The 18,040-nt window shown below is 49.0% G+C and carries 13 protein-coding genes; 8 read left to right on the forward strand and 5 right to left on the reverse strand.

Going from position 1 to position 18,040, the window contains the following annotated elements; all coding sequences use genetic code 11:
- Positions 1-30: 30 nt before the first annotated feature.
- The gene (locus BLX24_RS16405; RefSeq protein WP_071504252.1) at positions 31-2,262 is read right to left on the reverse strand and encodes a hypothetical protein; all 2,232 of its coding nucleotides are present in this window, start codon (positions 2,260-2,262) and stop codon (positions 31-33) included.
- 731 nt (positions 2,263-2,993) lie between these two features.
- Here BLX24_RS16405 and BLX24_RS16410 point away from each other — a divergent pair.
- Positions 2,994-5,666, forward strand: a complete 2,673-nt coding sequence (locus BLX24_RS16410; RefSeq protein WP_071504253.1) for an MGH1-like glycoside hydrolase domain-containing protein — start codon at positions 2,994-2,996, stop codon at positions 5,664-5,666.
- Between the two features lie 46 nt (positions 5,667-5,712).
- On the opposite strand, the gene BLX24_RS16415 is transcribed toward BLX24_RS16410, so the two are convergent.
- Positions 5,713-6,189 carry a response regulator gene (locus tag BLX24_RS16415; protein WP_071504254.1) on the reverse strand — a complete coding sequence of 159 codons (477 nt, stop codon included), beginning with the start codon at positions 6,187-6,189 and terminating at the stop codon, positions 5,713-5,715.
- A 209-nt stretch (positions 6,190-6,398) separates the two neighbouring features.
- Between BLX24_RS16415 and BLX24_RS16420 the strand changes: the two genes are divergently transcribed.
- Positions 6,399-7,667 carry a sensor histidine kinase gene (locus BLX24_RS16420; protein ID WP_071504255.1) on the forward strand — a complete coding sequence of 423 codons (1,269 nt, stop codon included), beginning with the start codon at positions 6,399-6,401 and terminating at the stop codon, positions 7,665-7,667.
- Positions 7,668-7,764: 97 nt separating this feature from the next.
- Here the strand turns inward: BLX24_RS16420 and BLX24_RS16425 are convergent, their stop codons facing one another.
- Positions 7,765-8,133: a helix-turn-helix domain-containing protein gene (locus BLX24_RS16425; protein ID WP_071504256.1), complete on the reverse strand. Its 369-nt coding sequence runs from the start codon at positions 8,131-8,133 to the stop codon at positions 7,765-7,767.
- A 447-nt stretch (positions 8,134-8,580) separates the two neighbouring features.
- Between BLX24_RS16425 and BLX24_RS16430 the strand changes: the two genes are divergently transcribed.
- From BLX24_RS16430 to BLX24_RS16445, 4 genes are all read left to right on the forward strand, one after another.
- Complete coding sequence (locus tag BLX24_RS16430) at positions 8,581-9,864, forward strand: TlpA family protein disulfide reductase (RefSeq protein ID WP_177225857.1); 1,284 nt, start codon at positions 8,581-8,583, stop codon at positions 9,862-9,864.
- 73 nt (positions 9,865-9,937) lie between these two features.
- Complete coding sequence (locus BLX24_RS16435) at positions 9,938-10,165, forward strand: hypothetical protein (RefSeq protein ID WP_071504258.1); 228 nt, start codon at positions 9,938-9,940, stop codon at positions 10,163-10,165.
- Positions 10,166-10,424: 259 nt separating this feature from the next.
- Entirely contained in the window at positions 10,425-13,277 is a 2,853-nt protein-coding gene (locus BLX24_RS16440; protein ID WP_071504259.1) for a TonB-dependent receptor, read from the forward strand.
- 76 nt (positions 13,278-13,353) lie between these two features.
- The gene (locus tag BLX24_RS16445) at positions 13,354-14,097 is read left to right on the forward strand and encodes a GLPGLI family protein (protein ID WP_071504260.1); all 744 of its coding nucleotides are present in this window, start codon (positions 13,354-13,356) and stop codon (positions 14,095-14,097) included.
- A gap of 152 nt (positions 14,098-14,249) precedes the next feature.
- Here the strand turns inward: BLX24_RS16445 and xylA are convergent, their stop codons facing one another.
- Together xylA and BLX24_RS16455 are read right to left on the reverse strand one after the other, a co-directional pair.
- Positions 14,250-15,581, reverse strand: a complete 1,332-nt coding sequence (gene xylA, locus BLX24_RS16450) for a xylose isomerase (protein ID WP_071504261.1) — start codon at positions 15,579-15,581, stop codon at positions 14,250-14,252.
- A 259-nt stretch (positions 15,582-15,840) separates the two neighbouring features.
- Positions 15,841-16,542, reverse strand: coding sequence for an NUDIX hydrolase (locus BLX24_RS16455; protein ID WP_071504262.1), 702 nt, complete (start codon positions 16,540-16,542; stop codon positions 15,841-15,843).
- 111 nt (positions 16,543-16,653) lie between these two features.
- Here BLX24_RS16455 and BLX24_RS16460 point away from each other — a divergent pair, with 111 nt between their 5' ends.
- Together BLX24_RS16460 and BLX24_RS16465 are read left to right on the forward strand one after the other, a co-directional pair.
- Complete coding sequence (locus BLX24_RS16460; RefSeq protein ID WP_071504263.1) at positions 16,654-17,511, forward strand: TraB/GumN family protein; 858 nt, start codon at positions 16,654-16,656, stop codon at positions 17,509-17,511.
- Positions 17,512-17,547: 36 nt separating this feature from the next.
- Complete coding sequence (locus BLX24_RS16465; protein WP_071504264.1) at positions 17,548-18,039, forward strand: RNA polymerase sigma factor; 492 nt, start codon at positions 17,548-17,550, stop codon at positions 18,037-18,039.
- Position 18,040: the final 1 nt, after the last annotated feature.

Consider the following 18,040-nt stretch of genomic DNA (forward strand, 5'->3'; position numbering starts at 1 on the left):
AATCGCACACGAACAGAGCCATGCCACAGGCTAGGGCAGTTGTTCCTGAATAATATGCGACAACGAACTGCTTCCGTTATCCGGATGTAGTAACACATTCAGAAACAGCGTTTGAAGATCATTGGATGGGCCCTGACTGATGATTCGCCCGTCCATATTCAGATCTCCCGATAAATACTTTGACACAATATAGGTCAGCACACCGTCGACATTCCCGCCATCAAGCTGCACCTGAGCAAGCAGCAGGCTGGTATCATTATTGGCTCCCTGATAAATAACTGACCGGTTGGTCCCGGCATTTCCTGCCCACAGTACCCGCTTGTTGGTCGTACCGATCAGCCGCTGCGCCTGTGCGCCATAGGTGTTCACCGATGGTGACGTAAAATCAACGGTAACGGCCGTACTGCTCAGCGTCAATGCCGTCGCCGTCATTACGCCGAGGTGGTTCCGGTGCCTCACTGCGACATAGTAATTACCGGCCCCGACCGCAAACGGCACCGCCGAAACTCCGTCCCGGGCCACCACATCGCCATCGCGCTGTACAAACGCCGACTGGGTAGCAATCACCGTTGAACTACTGCCGGGTGCTCTCAGCTCCAGAAATACCCAGTCGACCACGGCGTCGTTGCCGGTTGTGCTCAATACACTGCTGGTCGTCATTTCGCCGCCCCCTCCGCCGGTATGCGTAAAGCCGGTACCGACCAGCGCCGACGACGAATACGGCTCAATCATCGGGATCAAATTCCGGCTCCGCAGGTCGTCACGCATGAGATCGGCTGTCGCCTCATAGGCTCCCCCCAGCAATACTTTCACGCTGACAATTGCGTAGGGGTCAGTTACCACAATTATGGCGGTAGCGGTTACACTTTGCGCGGTGGTACAACTGGCAGGGCTGGAACTGTTGCTGGCGATAAAGGTCAGGGTAAACGAGCCGGCGCCGGCAAAGATGAGCCCACCGGTGGTCGTTCCCGTACCGCTTGTGGCCGGGCTTAATCCGGTGGCCGGGTTGACACTCCAGCTGATCGTTCCCGGAGATCCGCCGGTTGCGCTAAAATCTGTTATGCTGCCAATGTTCAGTGAGGCCGATACGGGGGTGACGGTTAAGGCAGAGGGTGTGCTACAGGGCGGGTTCAACGCCGTGAAGCTCACCGTTGCCGAAGCCGTCCCGGCGATGGTTGTGACAACGGCGGTCACCGTGACCGGCCCCGGCGAAAGGGAAAGCGATGTACAGGTCCAGCTTCCGGCGCCGCTGGCCGTGACCACACAGGCCGGGTTGCCGGGTGCCAGTACCGTGACACTCGCTCCGGCATTGGCCGTTCCGTTCACGGCAGGAGTCAGATAGGTCTGCGAGCCCGAAGCCGGCGACAGTATGGTAATCGTTGCGGGTAAATAAACCGTTGCCTGTGCCGTACAGCTCCCGGGGCCTGAGGCCGAAGTATAGGAAGAAGCGACGGTTAATACCCGCGTACCGGCACTACCTGCGCCGGTGAAGGTAAGCGGCACCGGAATACTGGTTTGCCCGTTTGTAATGGTAGTTGTATAAGGAAGCGGCACGCTGGTAAAGCCCGTACCGGTTACTGACAACGAAACAATTCCGGACGTCGAACCTGTCACTGGTACAGTCAGCGTTCCGGATGAGGGCGTACCGGCCACAAAAATCCCTGAAGTCGACGCCGAACCACAGTTGAAGGCAAATGTCCCCAGCGTTTGCCCGCCAAAGGCATAGTAATATTCAACACTGTTAAACAAGCTCAGCCCAAGCAAGCTGCTGCCGGTAATAACCAGTTCAACTTCGTCAAAGTCTTTGGTTGTTTTGAAGGCAATTTCGCGCTGGGTGTTGCCCAGTAAACCTAATAGATCAAGGCTTAATAACTGCGAACTGGAAACGTCATCCTGTTTCACACCACCTTTGTATGTTTTCATACTCATGGCATTAAACAGATTCACGTTCAGCGTGGAGCCCGTACCGATCACAAGACCGGCATAATCACCTGCTTTTGAGACCGTAGACGACTGTAGTTTTACCCTGACTGATGAGGTGATACCCGTCAACAGACTGATTCCTGAAATATTGATAGTGGCAAAGTCAGTTAAGGTCGTGGAAGCAACCGCCGACGCATTGGATACGCTATAACCGCACAACAGGCTACAGCCGTTTACGGTGATAGTATACTGCCCGGCCGGGTTTGAGAACTGCGACAGGTTGTTTTTAGTATAGGTTTGCGGATAGGCATCGAGGCTGAAAAAGAGCAAAAAGAACATAAATGCAACAACAGCCAGACTCCTGTGGGCACATGAATCTGTAGAATAGCCATTCCCTTTGCTCTTACTGTATATACGCCAAACAATCACCCAATTGTGTAGCATGGTCGTAGTTGATTTATGGTGAGTGTTCTTAAGGCACGTCAAAAAGAATACTTTTATATACTAAAATTAAATTTTTAGTCACAAGATATTCATATAATCATGATAGCAAGTATACGGTGATTCCGAAACTACAGATTTGTAAATCAAAAAAAATATTGATTTTTATGAAGATGCGCCGAACGCTGTTTAGAAATAGCCGGCCTGAATAGTATAAAAGAGTAAACATGGAATGGCATGGTGTCATTAAAAGGCTTAAAATAAATACTTTAGTAGTATCAATCCTACCCATAAAAAAACAAATACACGTTTTTATTAACCTTTATGCACAAATTAGTATATAATTTTCCATAATCGCCTTTCCAGATAACAAACGACTGTTGGCAACCTGATTGACTTACCAAAATTCCGCCAGGCCCGTACCAGTCATCGTAGCCCTGAGTCAGATGCTAACATAAAAAACCAACTAAGCCTACACTAACACGACATCGTAACTAAATACCCTGCGAATAGTCAATAAAGTATCAGGCAAGGGTTGTATATTTGGCGGTTAATGGGTATATCAAACAGACTGCTGATAGCAATTCATGGCTGGTACCTAATTACCTACATTCGTAACTAGCAAATTCATGGCTGCTGCTGAGAAACTACGCATCTATGACCGGCCCGACAATAAAGGCTGGAAAAAATGGGGGCCCTATCTGTCAGAACGCTCCTGGGGCACAGTTCGGGAGGATTATAGTCCGTATGGTGATGCATGGAACTATGTGACACACGATATGGCCCGTTCCCGCGCTTACCGCTGGGGCGAAGAGGGGATCGGCGGGGTTTCTGATAATAAAGGGTTTATCTGCTTCGCGCTCGCGTTCTGGAATCATAAGGACAGCATTATCAAAGAACGGCTTTTCGGTTTGGCAGGCCCTGAAGGGAATCATGGTGAAGACGTTAAGGAACTCTATTATTACCTTGACAGTACGCCTACCCACTCCTACATGAAGATGCAGTATAAGTATCCTCAGCAGGAGTTCCCGTATAACCGGCTGGTGATCGAAACCATGCGCCGGTCACGGGTCGACCCTGAATTTGAGCTTACCGATACCGGCATCTTCGATCAGGACGAATATTTCGACATTGTCATCGAGTATGCCAAAGCCGATCAGAACGACTGGCTGGTGAAGGTTACGGCCACTAACCGCTCCGACAAACCGGCCCCCATTACGCTCCTGCCCACCATCTGGTTCCGGAATGTATGGTCGTGGGGGTACGAACAGTTTAGCGCCCGCCCGATCCTGAACGGTATTGCCACCAGTCAGATCGAGGTTAATCACCGGCAGCTGGGCAAATACAAGCTCTACTGCGAGGGTGCCAACGAGCTGCTGTTCTGCGAAAACGAAACGAATACAGAACGGCTTTACGGGCGTGCAAACACCACGGCCTACCCGAAAGACAGCATCAATAATTACATCATTACCGGCCGGAAGGAGTTTGTAAACCCCAACCAGATCGGCACCAAGGCCTCGGCGCGTTACGAACGCGTTGTACCGCCAAAACAAAGCACAACCATCCGGCTCCGGTTCAGCGATACCACGCACCAGGGAAACCCGTTTGCCTCATTTGATGACATCTTTGAGAAACGGCTGGCGGAGGCTAATGCCTTCTATGATGAGCTTCAGCAAAATGTGACCGATCCGGAGCTGCGTGCTATCCAGCGGCAGGCCTACGCCGGTATGCTGTGGAACAAACAGTTCTACTACTATAATGTCAACGAATGGCTTAAGGGCGATCCGAAGATGCCGATACCGTTTCAGGGTCGGGTCTATGCCCGGAATGAAAGCTGGCGGCATATGTACACGGCCAACATCCTGTCGATGCCCGACAAGTGGGAATACCCGTGGTTTGCTGCCTGGGATCTGGCCTTCCATACGCTGACCCTCGCCCGGCTCGACCCCCACTTTGCCAAACGGCAGCTGGCCGTTATTCTGCGCGAATACTACATGCACCCGAACGGACAGATTCCGGCCTACGAATGGAATTTCTCCGACGTAAACCCGCCGGTGCACGCGTGGGCAACCTGGCGGGTCTATGAAATCGACCGCGACCTCAACGGAAAAGGGGATATCGGCTTTCTGGAACGCGTTTTCCATAAACTGCTGCTCAACTTTACCTGGTGGGTTAACCGCAAGGACGTTGAGGGCAACAATATTTTCGGCGGCGGCTTCCTTGGCCTTGATAACATCGGGGTCTTCGACCGCAGCCAGCCCCTGCCGATGGGCGGCCGCATTGAACAGGCCGACGGTACCGGCTGGATGGCGATGTATACGCTGAACATGCTCCGGATCTCCTGCGAAATCGCCCTGACCCGGCCAGCCTATCAGGACATGGCCAGTAAGTTTTTCGAGCACTTCCTGCACATTGCCTCGGCGATGAACAACCTCGGTAAGCAGCAGATCAGCCTGTGGGACGAAGAAGATCAGTTCTATTACGATGTGCTGCACACGCCGGACAACAACGCTCGGCTACTGAAAATCCGGTCGATGGTGGGATTGATTCCGCTGTTTGCCGTTGAAATCCTGGATGAGGAGCTGCTGTCGAAACTGCCTGACTTCAAACGCCGGATTGAGTGGGTACTGACCAACCGCCCGGATCTGGCCTCGTTAATTTCCCGCTGGCATGAGCCCGGTAAAGGAGCCACGCACCTGCTTTCGCTCCTGCGCGGTCACCGGATGAAAATGCTGCTGAAGCGGATGTTCGACGAAACCGAGTTTCTGTCAGACTACGGCATCCGGGCACTGTCGAAATTCCACGAAGAGCATCCGTATGAGTTTGCGCTGAACGGCGAAGTGTTCCGGGTGAAGTATGTACCGGCCGAATCAGAGACAAGCCTGTTCGGCGGTAACTCAAACTGGCGGGGGCCGGTCTGGTTCCCGGTAAACTTCCTGCTGATCGACTCGCTGCTTAAATTTTACCAGTACTACGGCGATGATTTCGAACTGGAATACCCGACCAACTCCGGCGAAATCATGAGTATCAAGGAAGCAACGGTCCGCGTCATCGGCCGGCTTATCAATATCTTTAAACGGGATGAAAACACCGGGCAGATCCCGGCATTAGGGCAGGTCGGAAAACAGCAGACTGACCCGAATTTTGATGGTCTGTATCTATTCTACGAATATTTTCACGGCGACAACGGCAGCGGGCTGGGAGCCAGCCACCAAACCGGCTGGACAGGTCTGATTGCCGATCTCATCGAGTATTGGTATCAATACCAGAAACAGGGCGTACGGCAACCGGTTACTAAATAACCCTGACTCATAAAATAAAGAGCTGCCAGGCCAACCTGGCAGCTCTTTACCGTTTGTAAGGCTGGCGGGGAAGCGTAACAGTCTCCCACCAATATAACCGCATGGTCTGAAAATAAGTCAGCCACTGTTCATATTCCAGCGGCTTGGCAATGTATGAGTTTGCTCCGAGCTGATACGACCGCTGGATGTCTTCGTCGGCGTTGGATACGCTCAACACAACCACAGGCATGTTGCGGCCAACCGGATACTCTTTAATCTGACGTAATAATTGCCAGCCTTGCTCCGCTTCAGGCAAATACAAATCCAGCAATACTAACTTTGGCAATTCCTCCTGGTTTTCAACGCATGAATCCAGGTAAGCCAGCGCTTCTTCGGCATTATCAACACACACAGGCTTAACCTTGTTAAAGCTTTGCTGTAGCGCATACCGGATCAGTACCTGCTGGTCCCGGTTGTCTTCTACAATTAATACACTTGAATGCTTTTCGGTGCGTTTAGATTCTGATATGACTGGTGAAGTCATGGGCTTTATCGGGGTTTTACCAGACAATAAAAATTCATATATTACAAATATAGCTATAAAAACCAAAATGCATTCATTATCCGCACAGTGTTAACTTAAGCTTAAATACATTAACTTGTCGAGGCGAAAATAGTTCGGGCAATAATCTGGTATTGGTCAGTCAGCCACATTTGTCCGGCTATTACTTTTGTATAAACGATTTCCGATTGATGTCTGACGTAACTTTGCTACATATATGGATGAAAGGCTTAGCCGACTGGCTAAGCCGCCGACAGCGGGAACTTCTGATCACCTGGCGTCACCGATGTGAGGCAGATCCATCATTGCCTACTGTTAATAGTCTGAGTCAGGAACAGTTTAATGACCGTGTACCTGATTTATTGCTTGCGTTTACCAAACGGCTGACCAACGAAAAGTCCCCGTTTAGCCCGGCACAAATTGCCAGGGAACATGGCCTGCATCGCTGGCGACTTGGCTACGCTCTCGAAGAACTGCTCCGTGAATTTGCCCATCTGCACAGCGGCCTGATTGATGAAATCGGTGCCTACGTACATGACCATCCCTCGCATGATCCTGCCGATTTACAGCTGATTCACCAGTCGGTAAACGATCTGATTCATGAAGCTATTTCCGGCAGCGTGACCCAATACAACGATTTACAGAAGATTGGTGCGGCCGAACGGGCAGCCAACCTCCAGCATACGCTGGATGAACTGAACGATCTGATCCGGCGGCGGTCGGATGTGCTGCGGATGGCGTCGCACGACCTGCGCGGCAGTTTCGGGGTGATGCGGGGGGCAGCCTACATCCTGGATCAGCCCGGCAATACCGAGGAAGAACGCACGGAAATGCTCCAGATGCTTCAGCGGAATTTCTCGAAAGTAACCTCCATGCTGACCCAGCTCATGGACCTGGCCCGGCTCGAAGCCGGTCAGGAAACGCTTTATATTGAGTCGTTTGATGCGTCTGACTTGCTGCTTCGTGTGGCCGAAACCCTGAAGCCTTATGCGGCAGAGCGCAACCTGTATCTGCAAACCAATGGTCCGGCTACGCTGGCGGTTAAAGGCGATTCCATTAAAGTGCAGCGCATTGTACAGAACCTGCTGCTGAATGCCCTTAAATACACCTACCACGGAGGCGTCTCCCTGCACTGGTCGACCGAGGGCCCGCTGCGTTGGCTGCTAACCGTTAGTGACACCGGCCCCGGCCTTACCGAAAAGTCAGCGACAGCCCTTACCCTGGAACCGTCGCTGGAAAAGGTCAGCATCAGAGGGGCACGCTCCACTATAAACGTCAAAAGCAGTGAGCCAGAGAAAACGGCCGGGTTACCGCAATCGACCCAACCAAGGGGCGAAGGCATCGGTCTGCACATCGTGAAGCGGCTTTGCGAATTGCTAAACGCCAATATGGAAGTTGAAGCCTCACCTGACCGTGGCACCACCATCCGCATCCGGTTTCCGGTTCAGTATTCGGAATGATTTTTTGTTGGTGGTGGTTCTGAGTTGCTGATGCTCGGGGTTACCACTTTTCTCCCATCCGTGGGATCGCTCTTTCACTCTTTCTCTCTTCCGCTCTTTAATTGCTCCCCTGCAAACTACTTGCCAGAAGCTGTTGCAGGTCGGAGAGCTTTTGCCGTAGAAAAACTATTTCGGCCTGCTGTGCGGTAATAATCAAATCTTTCTGAGCGAGTAATGACGCGTTATTTGTTTCCGCCGGATCGCTTTTGGTGAGATGATAGGTCTGCAAAATAGCCGGGGTTGTTTTAAATGCCCGTGCAAGCTGGTGCAGTAATGACGTTGTTATCAGATGCTGCCCTGTTTCGAGCCGGGAGAGCGTCGATTGTGAAACCCCGATCAGAAATGCGATTGCCTCCTGAGAGATCTTCCGGTCTTCCCGGTATTGCCGGATATTCCGGCTAAGTTGACGGGTGGTAGCAGGATTCATATATGCAGGTGTTTACATGTATAGCACATGCAATATAGCGCCAGCCAACAAATAAGTCAATAAGTTAATTTTTCTGAATACGTTATGCATACGTTTTGTACAATCACAATAGGCCTAAAAAAGTCTATTTGCAGCTAAAACAGTGAAAAGTACAAATTCATTACAGTTATTTCTGTTACGTTGCATAAATTCTGAATAATCATTAGTACAGATTAATTGTATGTTTAAAGCAGGTTGGGGAATTAAGTTTAGTTTTGGGTCTTGATCCGTTGTAATATGACTGATAAGTAATCAAACAAAATTATTTTATATTTTATCAGTAAACAAACTACTATATTTCAGTTGTTTATTCACTCGATTACTTACCAAATAATGAATTCGCATAAAAAGTACTACCTGTTTTCTATAATACTGCTTTTGTGCTTCTGGGTATATATACCCGATGCAATGAGCCAGAAAACTATCCAGAATAAGTCAAAAGTAATTAAAGTACCTCTATTTGTTGAAAAGGGAAAAGGCCCTTTTTATTTTACTATCAGAGGAATACAACCTCTCAAGGATACGCTCAACGAGCATATTTCAGGAATACCTGAAGATTTAGACACAGTGGTCCTTTGGCGATTGAACTTTGGTCGAAGCCAGGCAAACTATCACTTATACAGATCAGGGGGCATCAGTTTAAAATCTTATCAAAATTTAATTAATCGTTTCAAGTTAGATACTAGCCAAAATAACGTTAATTATAAAAGTTACTCTTTCGTTTTTTCAGGAATAAAAGGAAATAAGTATTATTTCGGCTTTGATACAAACCTTAACCAATCCTTTAGTGATGAAATTACTTTTAGCTGTGATACGAGCCTTAGTATAAATAGATTCCATCAGGCACCAGACTCACTTATAAGTATTCCTATTGAGTTTGAGATAATGAATCATGGTAAAATAGAAAGAAGGAAAAAGAATATGAATATTATCATAGGTAATCGATCTTACCGATATGCTAATAAAAAATTGGCCAGCTTACATATTCCGGTTGGTTTAAATGAACATAAAAAAGGACATTTTACTATAAATAAAGATAACTATCAGGTTGCATTATCCAGTGCTTATGAAGATGATCAATTAGCAGACATTGTTATCAGCACATCTCTAACTAACAAATATATAAGCGAAGGCAACCCACTTTTCATAGTTGGTGATAGTTTAGTCTTAAATAACCATATTTTAAAAATTGATTCTCTTTCACTCTGGACAGACACACTATATCTCTCAATTACTCCCTATCAGAAGCCACTTATAGGTTTCCGAACAGGAAACACTGCTCCCTCATTTAAAATGCCTAATGATATTTTCGGGAAGAAAATAAATAATGAACACAAAAAATATACACTTCTTGATTTTTGGGGTACCTGGTGTGTCCCTTGCATTAAAGCAATTCCAGAATTAAGAGAGATAAAAAAACAATATGGAGATAGGTTAAACATTGTTAGCATTTCTTATGAAAATACAGAGGATACCACTAAGGTGGCCCGGTTAATTCGGGAACAAAGGATGGACTGGTTCCATCTACTAGAAACCAGCAAAAAGGAGTCTGTGCTATCACTTGTTAAACTGCTACGAATTGAGTCTTTTCCTACTACTATATTAATAGACGCTAATAATAAAATATTAATGAGAAAGATAGGTATTGCCGGAGTCAAAGAAGAAATCGAAAAATTACTGTCTCAAAAGTAGGGATACGATTACACGCAATATAGCCGTAGGCGTAGACCATATTGATCCTGACTATCCGTATCAGGAGTTTGGTATGCTACGGGGGTATGTACAACAAATTGCCCCAACACCCGACCGGCGGCAATACCGGGCAACAGTCAGCCTTCCGGACGGGCTACTGACGACGCATACGGCCGGCAAACCACTCCGCTTCAGGCCTGAGCTAACCGGCACTGCCGACATCATCACCGACAACCGGCGGCTGCTCGAACAGGCATTTACCGGATTGAGGGGGTTGCTCCGCGATAAAGCTTCCTTTTAACCCCAACCACTAATCCCGCCCTCCCCTTCTTCTACCCCTTTTTTCTACCCTTTCATCACTTTTGTTACAAAATGAAGTAACCTACGTGCAACATTTGTGGAAATCACTCGTCTTTAGCATCAACGAATACGGGTGAATACACAATTTTTCACTATAATTTTAGTTGAATACTTAAACCCTTAGTTAAAGTTTGTTAATATTGTCACCATAAACCAAATAAGACGTTACTTTACTCCACAATAACTACCGCAATCCCTCTATGAAAAACCTTTTCCTGCTCGTTTTCAGCGTGTTGCTGACTACGTCTCTTTTTGCCCAGACACCAGCCAACCGAATTTCGATTCAGGGGAAGGTGACCGACACCACCGGTGCGGTGCTTCCTGGCTCCAACGTAATGCTCCTGATGACGACCGATTCGTCGCTCGTTACTTTTGGCCGGACCAACGACGCCGGTATGTTCAGCCTCAAAAATGTGAAGCGCGGCTCCTACATTCTGAAAATTTCCTATGTCGGCTTTATTCCCTATGACAAACTGCTCGACACCGGCGATCAGCCTAATAAAGACCTCGGCCCGCTCAAGCTGAAACCAATTGCCAAGGAACTGTTTGAGGTAGTTGTTAAAACGGCCCGCGCCCCGCTGACTATCAAAGGCGATACCATCGAATACAACGCAGCTTCGTTTAAAGTACCGCCGGGATCAACGGTCGAGGACCTGCTCCGGCGTCTGCCTGGCATGCAGATCGATCAGGATGGCAATATCAAGGCCCAGGGCGAGGATGTAAAACGCGTAACGGTTGACGGTAAAACGTTCTTCGGCAGCGACCCGAAGGCCGCTACCAAAAACCTCTCCGCCGAAGCGATCTCTAAAGTGCAGGTCTTCAGCGACAAAACCGAACAGGCGAAACTGACGGGTGTGGAAGACGGTAAAAAAGAAAAAACACTGAACCTTCAGCTGAAAGACGGCTTTAAGAAAGGCTCCTTTGGTAAACTTACCGCCGGTGTCGGTTCTGATCTGCGGCCAAACAGTGATGGTACTGCCCGTACCGAACTCAAAGGCAATTACAACCGCTTCGACGATAAACGCCAGTTCTCGGTAATCGGTATGGGAAACAACACCAACCAGACCGGACTTTCATTCGATGACTATCAGGACTTCAGAGGCAGTAACTCGTTCAACTGGAACGACGATGCCGACTTCGGATTCAGCAGCGGCAGCCGGTTTATTTCCTTTGGCGGTGATGACGACGACAACCTGGGTATTCCGATCGGTGGCGGTTCGGGCCGTGGCTATTCGAATAATGCAGCGGCCGGTATCAACTACAACTACGATACCAAGAAAACCAAATTCAGCAGCAGCTACTACTACAGCCAGACGCGCCAGACCATCGACGCGGTACGGAAGAGCCAGACATTCCTCGAAAACAGTTCATTCAACCGCACCGACTCCAGCAGTCAGCTTAACTTTAACAACAGCCACCGCGTGAGCCTTCGTTTCCAGCAGGAACTGGACTCGATGCAGACGCTGGTTATTCTGAGCAACAGCCGGTTCAGCAAGGGCAACACCAACCTCAACAGCTGGCAGCAACTTTACCGGCTAAGCGCCCTGTCGACCCGGACAACGATTAACAACTTCGGTAATACGGATGCGTTCGGAACGGCAAACTCTGTCGTATACCGGTCTAAGTTCAAGAAAAAAGGCCGGAACCTGGCCCTCAGCGCAACCTATCAGGTGAACCTGAACGATGCCGAAATGAACCTGAACTCGATTAACGAATTCTTCCAGGCCACGAACGTAAACGATCAGCTCCGGATTATCCGTCAGTTGCAGACGACCGATACCAAGCGTAGTCAGTACAAAATAAGTGCCCTGTATCTGGAACCGCTGTCGAAAAAATTCTTCTGGGAAAGCTTCTATAACTTCAGCCTGCGGAACGACGTGGTTGACCGGGATGTAATGGATCGCGGGGAATCAGGTCAGGAAACGCGGAACAACGTGCTGAGCCGCTATTACGAAAATAATTACCTGTTCAACCGTTTGGGAACCGGCCTCCGGTATTCGAACAAAGGCGTTAACCTGTTAGTAGGTGCCGCTGGTCAGCAATTCAAACTGGCCGGTGAATACGCTCCGGATCAGACAGCAGCAACGTTCAACAAAATCAACCGGACGTTTACCAACGTAATCCCGAACGTGTCGTTCAACTACAGCATGAAAGGCAACAAATACCTGCGTTTCAGCTATGATGTGGGCATTCAGTTGCCATCGACCCGTGACCTGCAACCGGTTATCGACAACACCAACCCGCTGTATATCACCGAAGGTAATCCGGACCTGTTGCCTACCCTGCGGCACCAGTTGAGTGGTGGGTATAACATGTTCAACCCGGGTACGTTTACGAACCTGTATTTCAGCCTGAACTATACCTACAACGTAAACCAGATTGTCTACAACCAGATTGTCGACCCGACAACGCTGATTACCCGCACCAAACCTGCGAACATCTCCGGTGGTCAGAACGTGGGTAGCTATATTGGTTTCGGCTTCCCGCTGAAGAAGACCAAGGCGAACTTCAATATTTACAGCAACATCAATTATGGAAAAAACCTGACCAACATCAATGGTCAGCTGAACGAAACCAACACCAGCAGCATCGGTATCGGCCCGCGCCTTGATCTGACGCCAAACGACAAGATCACGATTTATGCCAACGCCAACTGGAACATCAGCAACACGAAGTATTCGATCAGCACCGGTCAGAACCAGACGATCTATAATTTCTTCTACGGTGGTGAGGCCAACGTGAAGCTGCCGCTTGGTTTCTACCTGAACACAACGCTGAACTACCGCGTGTACAAAAACGACCGTTTCGGCTTCAACCAGCATATTCCGATCTGGAACTCATCGCTGTACACCATTCTGGGCAAAGCGAAAAAGGCAGAAATCCGGTTCACCGCCTATGATATGCTGAACCGTAACCTGGCCGTGTCGCAGTCGGCATTCACCAACTCGGTATCGCAGGAGCGTGTGCAGACGCTGTCGCGTTACTTCCTGGTGTCGTTTACGTACAACATGCGGGGTGTTCAGGCCAAAATGAAGCGTCAGAATTTCTTCTGATAGCTATAAAACTGAGCCGCAAAATATTGCTATAAACTGAGCCGCAAAATATTGCGGCTCTACAATCGTCTTAACTATGAAAAAATACCTTCTTATTCCGCTCTTCTTCCTGGCCATACAGGTATCTGCCCAACAGCAGCAGACGGAGGGCATTGTTTATTACAACTATACCCAGTACTGGACCAAAATCATCAAGCGGCTTACGTTCCTGAGCAAGGAAGAAAAAGATCGTTCGGCCATGACCTGGAAAAATGAAGACGGCTACACGCAAAAGATGAAGCTGTTTTTTTCGCCGTCGCAGAGCCTCTACAGCTACAACAACGATGAAATTGAAGGAGCAGGGTACTCATGGCGTAAGGACGAATACTCTATCTACCGCAATTTCGATCAGGACAAGAAGTTTGATGTCATTGAGATGCTTGGCAAAGTGTATATCGTGGACGACTCCCTGCACACGCCGAAATGGAAGATTTCTAACCAGATCAAAGACATTGCCGGCTTTATCTGCATGAAGGCAACCATGGACGATCCTGTCCGGGGCCAGAAAATAACGGTCTGGTTTGCGCAGGATATTCCGGTCGGTGCCGGTCCGGAACGCTATTTTGGCTTACCCGGCATGATTCTCGGCATCGATATGAACGAAGGTGACGTGATTATTGAAGCAACGAAGGTCGAGTTTAAACCGGTTGCCAATGAGTTGAAACAACCCAAGGCAAAAGGCAAGAAGATTAAGGACAGCGATTACGACACGATTATCAGTAATCACATCAAGGAAAGCATGAAGGCGAGCCGGAACCCGTTCTGGGCCATCCGGTATTAAGATAATAGCCGGAGGTGATCCTCCGGCTATTATCTTATTCTTTTCTACCGGGGGCGGTGCCCCCGGCGACTGATTAGGCCCTTTCAGGGCTTTTTCAGGATCGCCCTGAAAGGGCTCAATCAATCGCATAAGGTAAACCCTATGCGATTTTTTTAGATATACTGATTGATAATACTTTCCAGCCACTCCTGCTTACCGCTCCGCATAGTAGGTTCACCATTTTCGACGGCAAACGAACGCAGGTCTTCGAGCGTCAGCTTACCTTCTTCAAAGGCTTTGCCTGAACCCGAATCAAACGACGCGTAGCGCTCCTGACGGAATTTCAGGTAATCGGAATCTTTCAGGATATTGTCGGCCACGATCAACGCGCGGGCGAAGGCATCCATACCGCTGATGTGCGCGATGAACAGATCGTCCATATCCGTTGAGTTACGGCGTACTTTGGCGTCGAAGTTGATACCGCCCGGCTGAATACCACCCGCCTGCAGAATCACCAGCATAGCCTCCGTCAGTTCGTAGATATTGATCGGGAACTGATCTGTATCCCAGCCGTTCTGGTAGTCACCACGGTTGGCATCGATGCTGCCCAGCATACCGGCATCAGCCGCCACCTGCAACTCGTGTTCGAAGGTATGGCCCGCCAGTGTCGCGTGGTTCACTTCGATATTCAGTTTAAAATCCTTATCCAGACCATACTGACGCAGGAAACCGATTACCGTAGCGGCATCATAGTCGTACTGATGCTTGGTTGGCTCCATCGGTTTCGGCTCGATAAAGAACGTACCGGTAAAGCCTTGCTTACGGGCATAATCACGGGCAACAGTCAGGAATTGTGCCAGGTGCTCCACTTCCCGCTTCATGTCGGTGTTCAGCAGCGTCATATAGCCTTCACGACCACCCCAGAACACGTAGTTTTCACCGTTCAGCGCAATGGTAGCGTCCAGCGCGTTTTTCACCTGCGTACCGGCATAGGCAACCACCGAGAAATCCGGGTTGGTCGACGCGCCGTTCATATACCGTGGGTTCGAGAACACGTTAGCTGTTCCCCAAAGCAGTTTTACACCGCTGGCCGCCTGCTTTTGTTTGGCATAATCAACAATGGCCTGCATACGGCTTTCGTATTCGGCAACAGTCGGTCCTTCGTCTACCAGGTCAACATCATGGAAGCAATAGTAGGGGGCGCCGATTTTCGTGAAGAATTCGAACGCTGCATCCATTTTCAGTTTTGCGCGGGTAACCGCATCGTTGCTCTGATCCCATGCAAACACACGGGTTCCCGGACCAAACGGATCACCGCCTGTGCCGCAGAATGTATGCCAGTAGCTGATGGCGTAGCGCAGCTGATCGCGCAGGGTTTTGCCGCCAACAACCAGCTCAGGGTTGTACCATTTAAACGCTAACGGGTTTTTAGATTTAGGACCTTCGTAGGCGATTGCACCGATACCTTTAAAGTATTCCTGATCGCCCAGCGTGATGTTTGCCATGTGTATTGGGGAATGATTGGTTATGACTGATTTTGTGATGTAAAGTTGAGATTTCTTTTTTAAATGTCATAATGACACCTAAACTATTTTTCATAAAATTTTCGCAACCAATCTTTGATCGGTCTAATTCCGGCCTTAACTACCGCTTGTTTTGATTTAACCACGAAGACGGGAAGCGCAGAAGCAGCACGAAGTTTTTATTTTTACGCATTGTGCTCCTTCATTACTTAGCGCCTTTGTGGCTAATGTAAAATATAAGTCAGAGACTGGCTTCGGGATTGGGAATGAAGTTCAGGAAGGAATCCGTCTGCTGCTGGTACTTTGCCTTATCGACCTGATAATAGTAGGCCCCCTTTTTCGAAAACCCCTTTTGTTTCTCATCCAGCTTGATGAGCAAATCGGTCGACAGAATTTTACGGCTGAAGTTCCGTTTGTCGAATTCGGTATTGTAGATCGCATCGTACAACTTCTTGAGCTGCGGAATGGTAAACTTTTCCGGCAACAGCTCAAAGCCGATAGGATGCTGAGCCGCTTTATAGCGCAGCCGCTTAATGGCCAGATCAACCATCTGGCCGTGGTCGAACAACAACACAGGCAGGTCATACAACGAGAACCAGCGGGCCTGATAAGTCTCCGAGATTTTCGACGCATAATCGGCCACATTCACCAGCGCGAAGTAGGCTACCGAGATCGTGCGGGAAATGGGGTCACGGTCCGGATCGCCGAACGTATACAGTTGCTCCAGATAGACATCCGTCAGGCTCGTCAGTTCAAACAAAATCCGGGCCGCCGCCTGTTCAAGGCTTTCGCGGGGTTGCAGCCATCCTCCCATCAGCGACCAGGTCTGCTCCTCAACGCCCCGTTTTACCAGCAAAATCTTCAGGCTTTCGCCATCGAAACCAAAAATAATTGAATCGAGGGCCAGTAAATACGCGTGTTGTTCTTTATAAAGGTCTAGCATGCAAAAGCGGAAAGCAATGAAACACAAATATTAAAAAAAAATTACTCCGGGCTGTAAGGTTTTGACTTCGCCTGCGACTAATATGGTACATTCAAGTAAACATCAGACAACATGCTTAAGAAAACCATCGCCTCACTTTTACTCATCTGTCTGGCCCTGTCGGGATTTGCCCAGGATAAATCCCTGCTCTGGAAGATATCCGGCAACGGCCTGACTAAGCCTTCTTACCTGTTTGGTACCATTCACCTGATCTGCCCGACTGATTTTTCCCTGTCCGACTCTACCAAAAACGCCATGGCTCAAACCGGTCAGGTTTATCTGGAGATCGATATGGACGACCCGGCTCTGATGACAACCATGCAGAAAAGTATGATGAACACCTCCGGGAAGCCCCTCAAAGACCTGCTGAGTGCCGACGACTATAAACTCCTGGACGACTACTATACCGCCAACCTGCACATGGGTCTGAGCCAGCTGAGTATGATGAAGCCGTTCGCGCTCATGTCGCTGCAATACATGGCCCTGCTGAACTGCCAGCCACAGAGCTACGAAATGACGTTCACACAAATGGCCGGTACGCAGAAAAAAGAAGTACTTGGCCTGGAAACCATCGATGACCAGATGTCTATTTTCGACAAAATGCCGGCGGAGAAGATGGCTCAGCAACTCGTTGACATGGTGAAAAAGAAAGACGAAGCGACCAACGAATTCCGGCAGCTTATAACCCTCTATAAAGCGCAGGATCTTGAGGGACTGCGGAAACTAATGGACGCCAGCCAGTTTTCGGAGTTCGAAGGGTTTGAGGAGGTGCTGCTCGATCAGCGGAATATCAAATGGATTCCGGTCATTGAAAAGGCAGCCAAAGAAAAACCAACCTTCTTCGCCGTGGGTGCCGGACACCTGGCCGGCGAAAAAGGCGTCATCCGGCTCCTCCGCCAGAAAGGATACACTGTGCAGCCGGTTAAGTAGTTCCAGCGCAACCCGTTTGGTCAACCTTTCACCCCTATGGCGACAGCCCCCGATTTTGTTGAGCAGGTCAGGAAGCATCAGAAAATTGTCCATAAAGTCTGCCACCTCTACGGCGACACGCCCGAAGACCGTGAAGACCTTTTTCAGGAGATTTTACTGCATGCATGGAAAGCCTGGCCTGCTTTCCGGCAAGAGGCAAAATTTACGACCTGGCTTTATCAGGTTTCCCTTAACACAGCCATTTCTTATTTCAGAAAGGATAAAAAGCAGCCGGTCCGTCAGCCAATCGATGCCTCGATCAGCCTTGCTTCGCCGTCAGCCGACGACGATACCGAACAGCAGTTCAAGGCCATGTACCTGGCCATCGGCGAACTAAACCGGATTGATAAAGCGATTGTCACGCTGTATATCGAGCAGTATGATTACCGGACCATTGGCCAGATGCTGGGTCTGACCGACAACAACGTGGCTGTACGGATGAACCGCATTAAAGCCTTTCTGAAGGAAGCCGTAAAAAAACACCTCTAAT

The sequence above is a fragment of the Arsenicibacter rosenii genome (genome assembly GCF_001870735.1).
GTDB classification, from domain to species: Bacteria; Bacteroidota; Bacteroidia; order Cytophagales; family Spirosomataceae; genus Arsenicibacter; species Arsenicibacter rosenii.

Excerpts from the sequence above, each read along its gene's own strand:
- xylA (WP_071504261.1), bottom strand. The coding sequence starts at position 15,581 with ATGGCAAACATCACGCTGGGCGATCAGGAATACTTTAAAGGTATCGGT.
- BLX24_RS16410 (WP_071504253.1), top strand. The coding sequence starts at position 2,994 with ATGGCTGCTGCTGAGAAACTACGCATCTATGACCGGCCCGACAATAAA.
- BLX24_RS16405 (WP_071504252.1), bottom strand. The coding sequence starts at position 2,262 with ATGTTCTTTTTGCTCTTTTTCAGCCTCGATGCCTATCCGCAAACCTAT.
- BLX24_RS16430 (WP_177225857.1), top strand. The coding sequence starts at position 8,581 with ATGAGCCAGAAAACTATCCAGAATAAGTCAAAAGTAATTAAAGTACCT.
- BLX24_RS16455 (WP_071504262.1), bottom strand. The coding sequence starts at position 16,542 with ATGCTAGACCTTTATAAAGAACAACACGCGTATTTACTGGCCCTCGAT.
- BLX24_RS16420 (WP_071504255.1), top strand. The coding sequence starts at position 6,399 with ATGTCTGACGTAACTTTGCTACATATATGGATGAAAGGCTTAGCCGAC.
- BLX24_RS16415 (WP_071504254.1), bottom strand. The coding sequence starts at position 6,189 with ATGACTTCACCAGTCATATCAGAATCTAAACGCACCGAAAAGCATTCA.
- BLX24_RS16435 (WP_071504258.1), top strand. The coding sequence starts at position 9,938 with ATGCTACGGGGGTATGTACAACAAATTGCCCCAACACCCGACCGGCGG.
- BLX24_RS16465 (WP_071504264.1), top strand. The coding sequence starts at position 17,548 with ATGGCGACAGCCCCCGATTTTGTTGAGCAGGTCAGGAAGCATCAGAAA.
- BLX24_RS16460 (WP_071504263.1), top strand. The coding sequence starts at position 16,654 with ATGCTTAAGAAAACCATCGCCTCACTTTTACTCATCTGTCTGGCCCTG.
- BLX24_RS16440 (WP_071504259.1), top strand. The coding sequence starts at position 10,425 with ATGAAAAACCTTTTCCTGCTCGTTTTCAGCGTGTTGCTGACTACGTCT.
- BLX24_RS16425 (WP_071504256.1), bottom strand. The coding sequence starts at position 8,133 with ATGAATCCTGCTACCACCCGTCAACTTAGCCGGAATATCCGGCAATAC.
- BLX24_RS16445 (WP_071504260.1), top strand. The coding sequence starts at position 13,354 with ATGAAAAAATACCTTCTTATTCCGCTCTTCTTCCTGGCCATACAGGTA.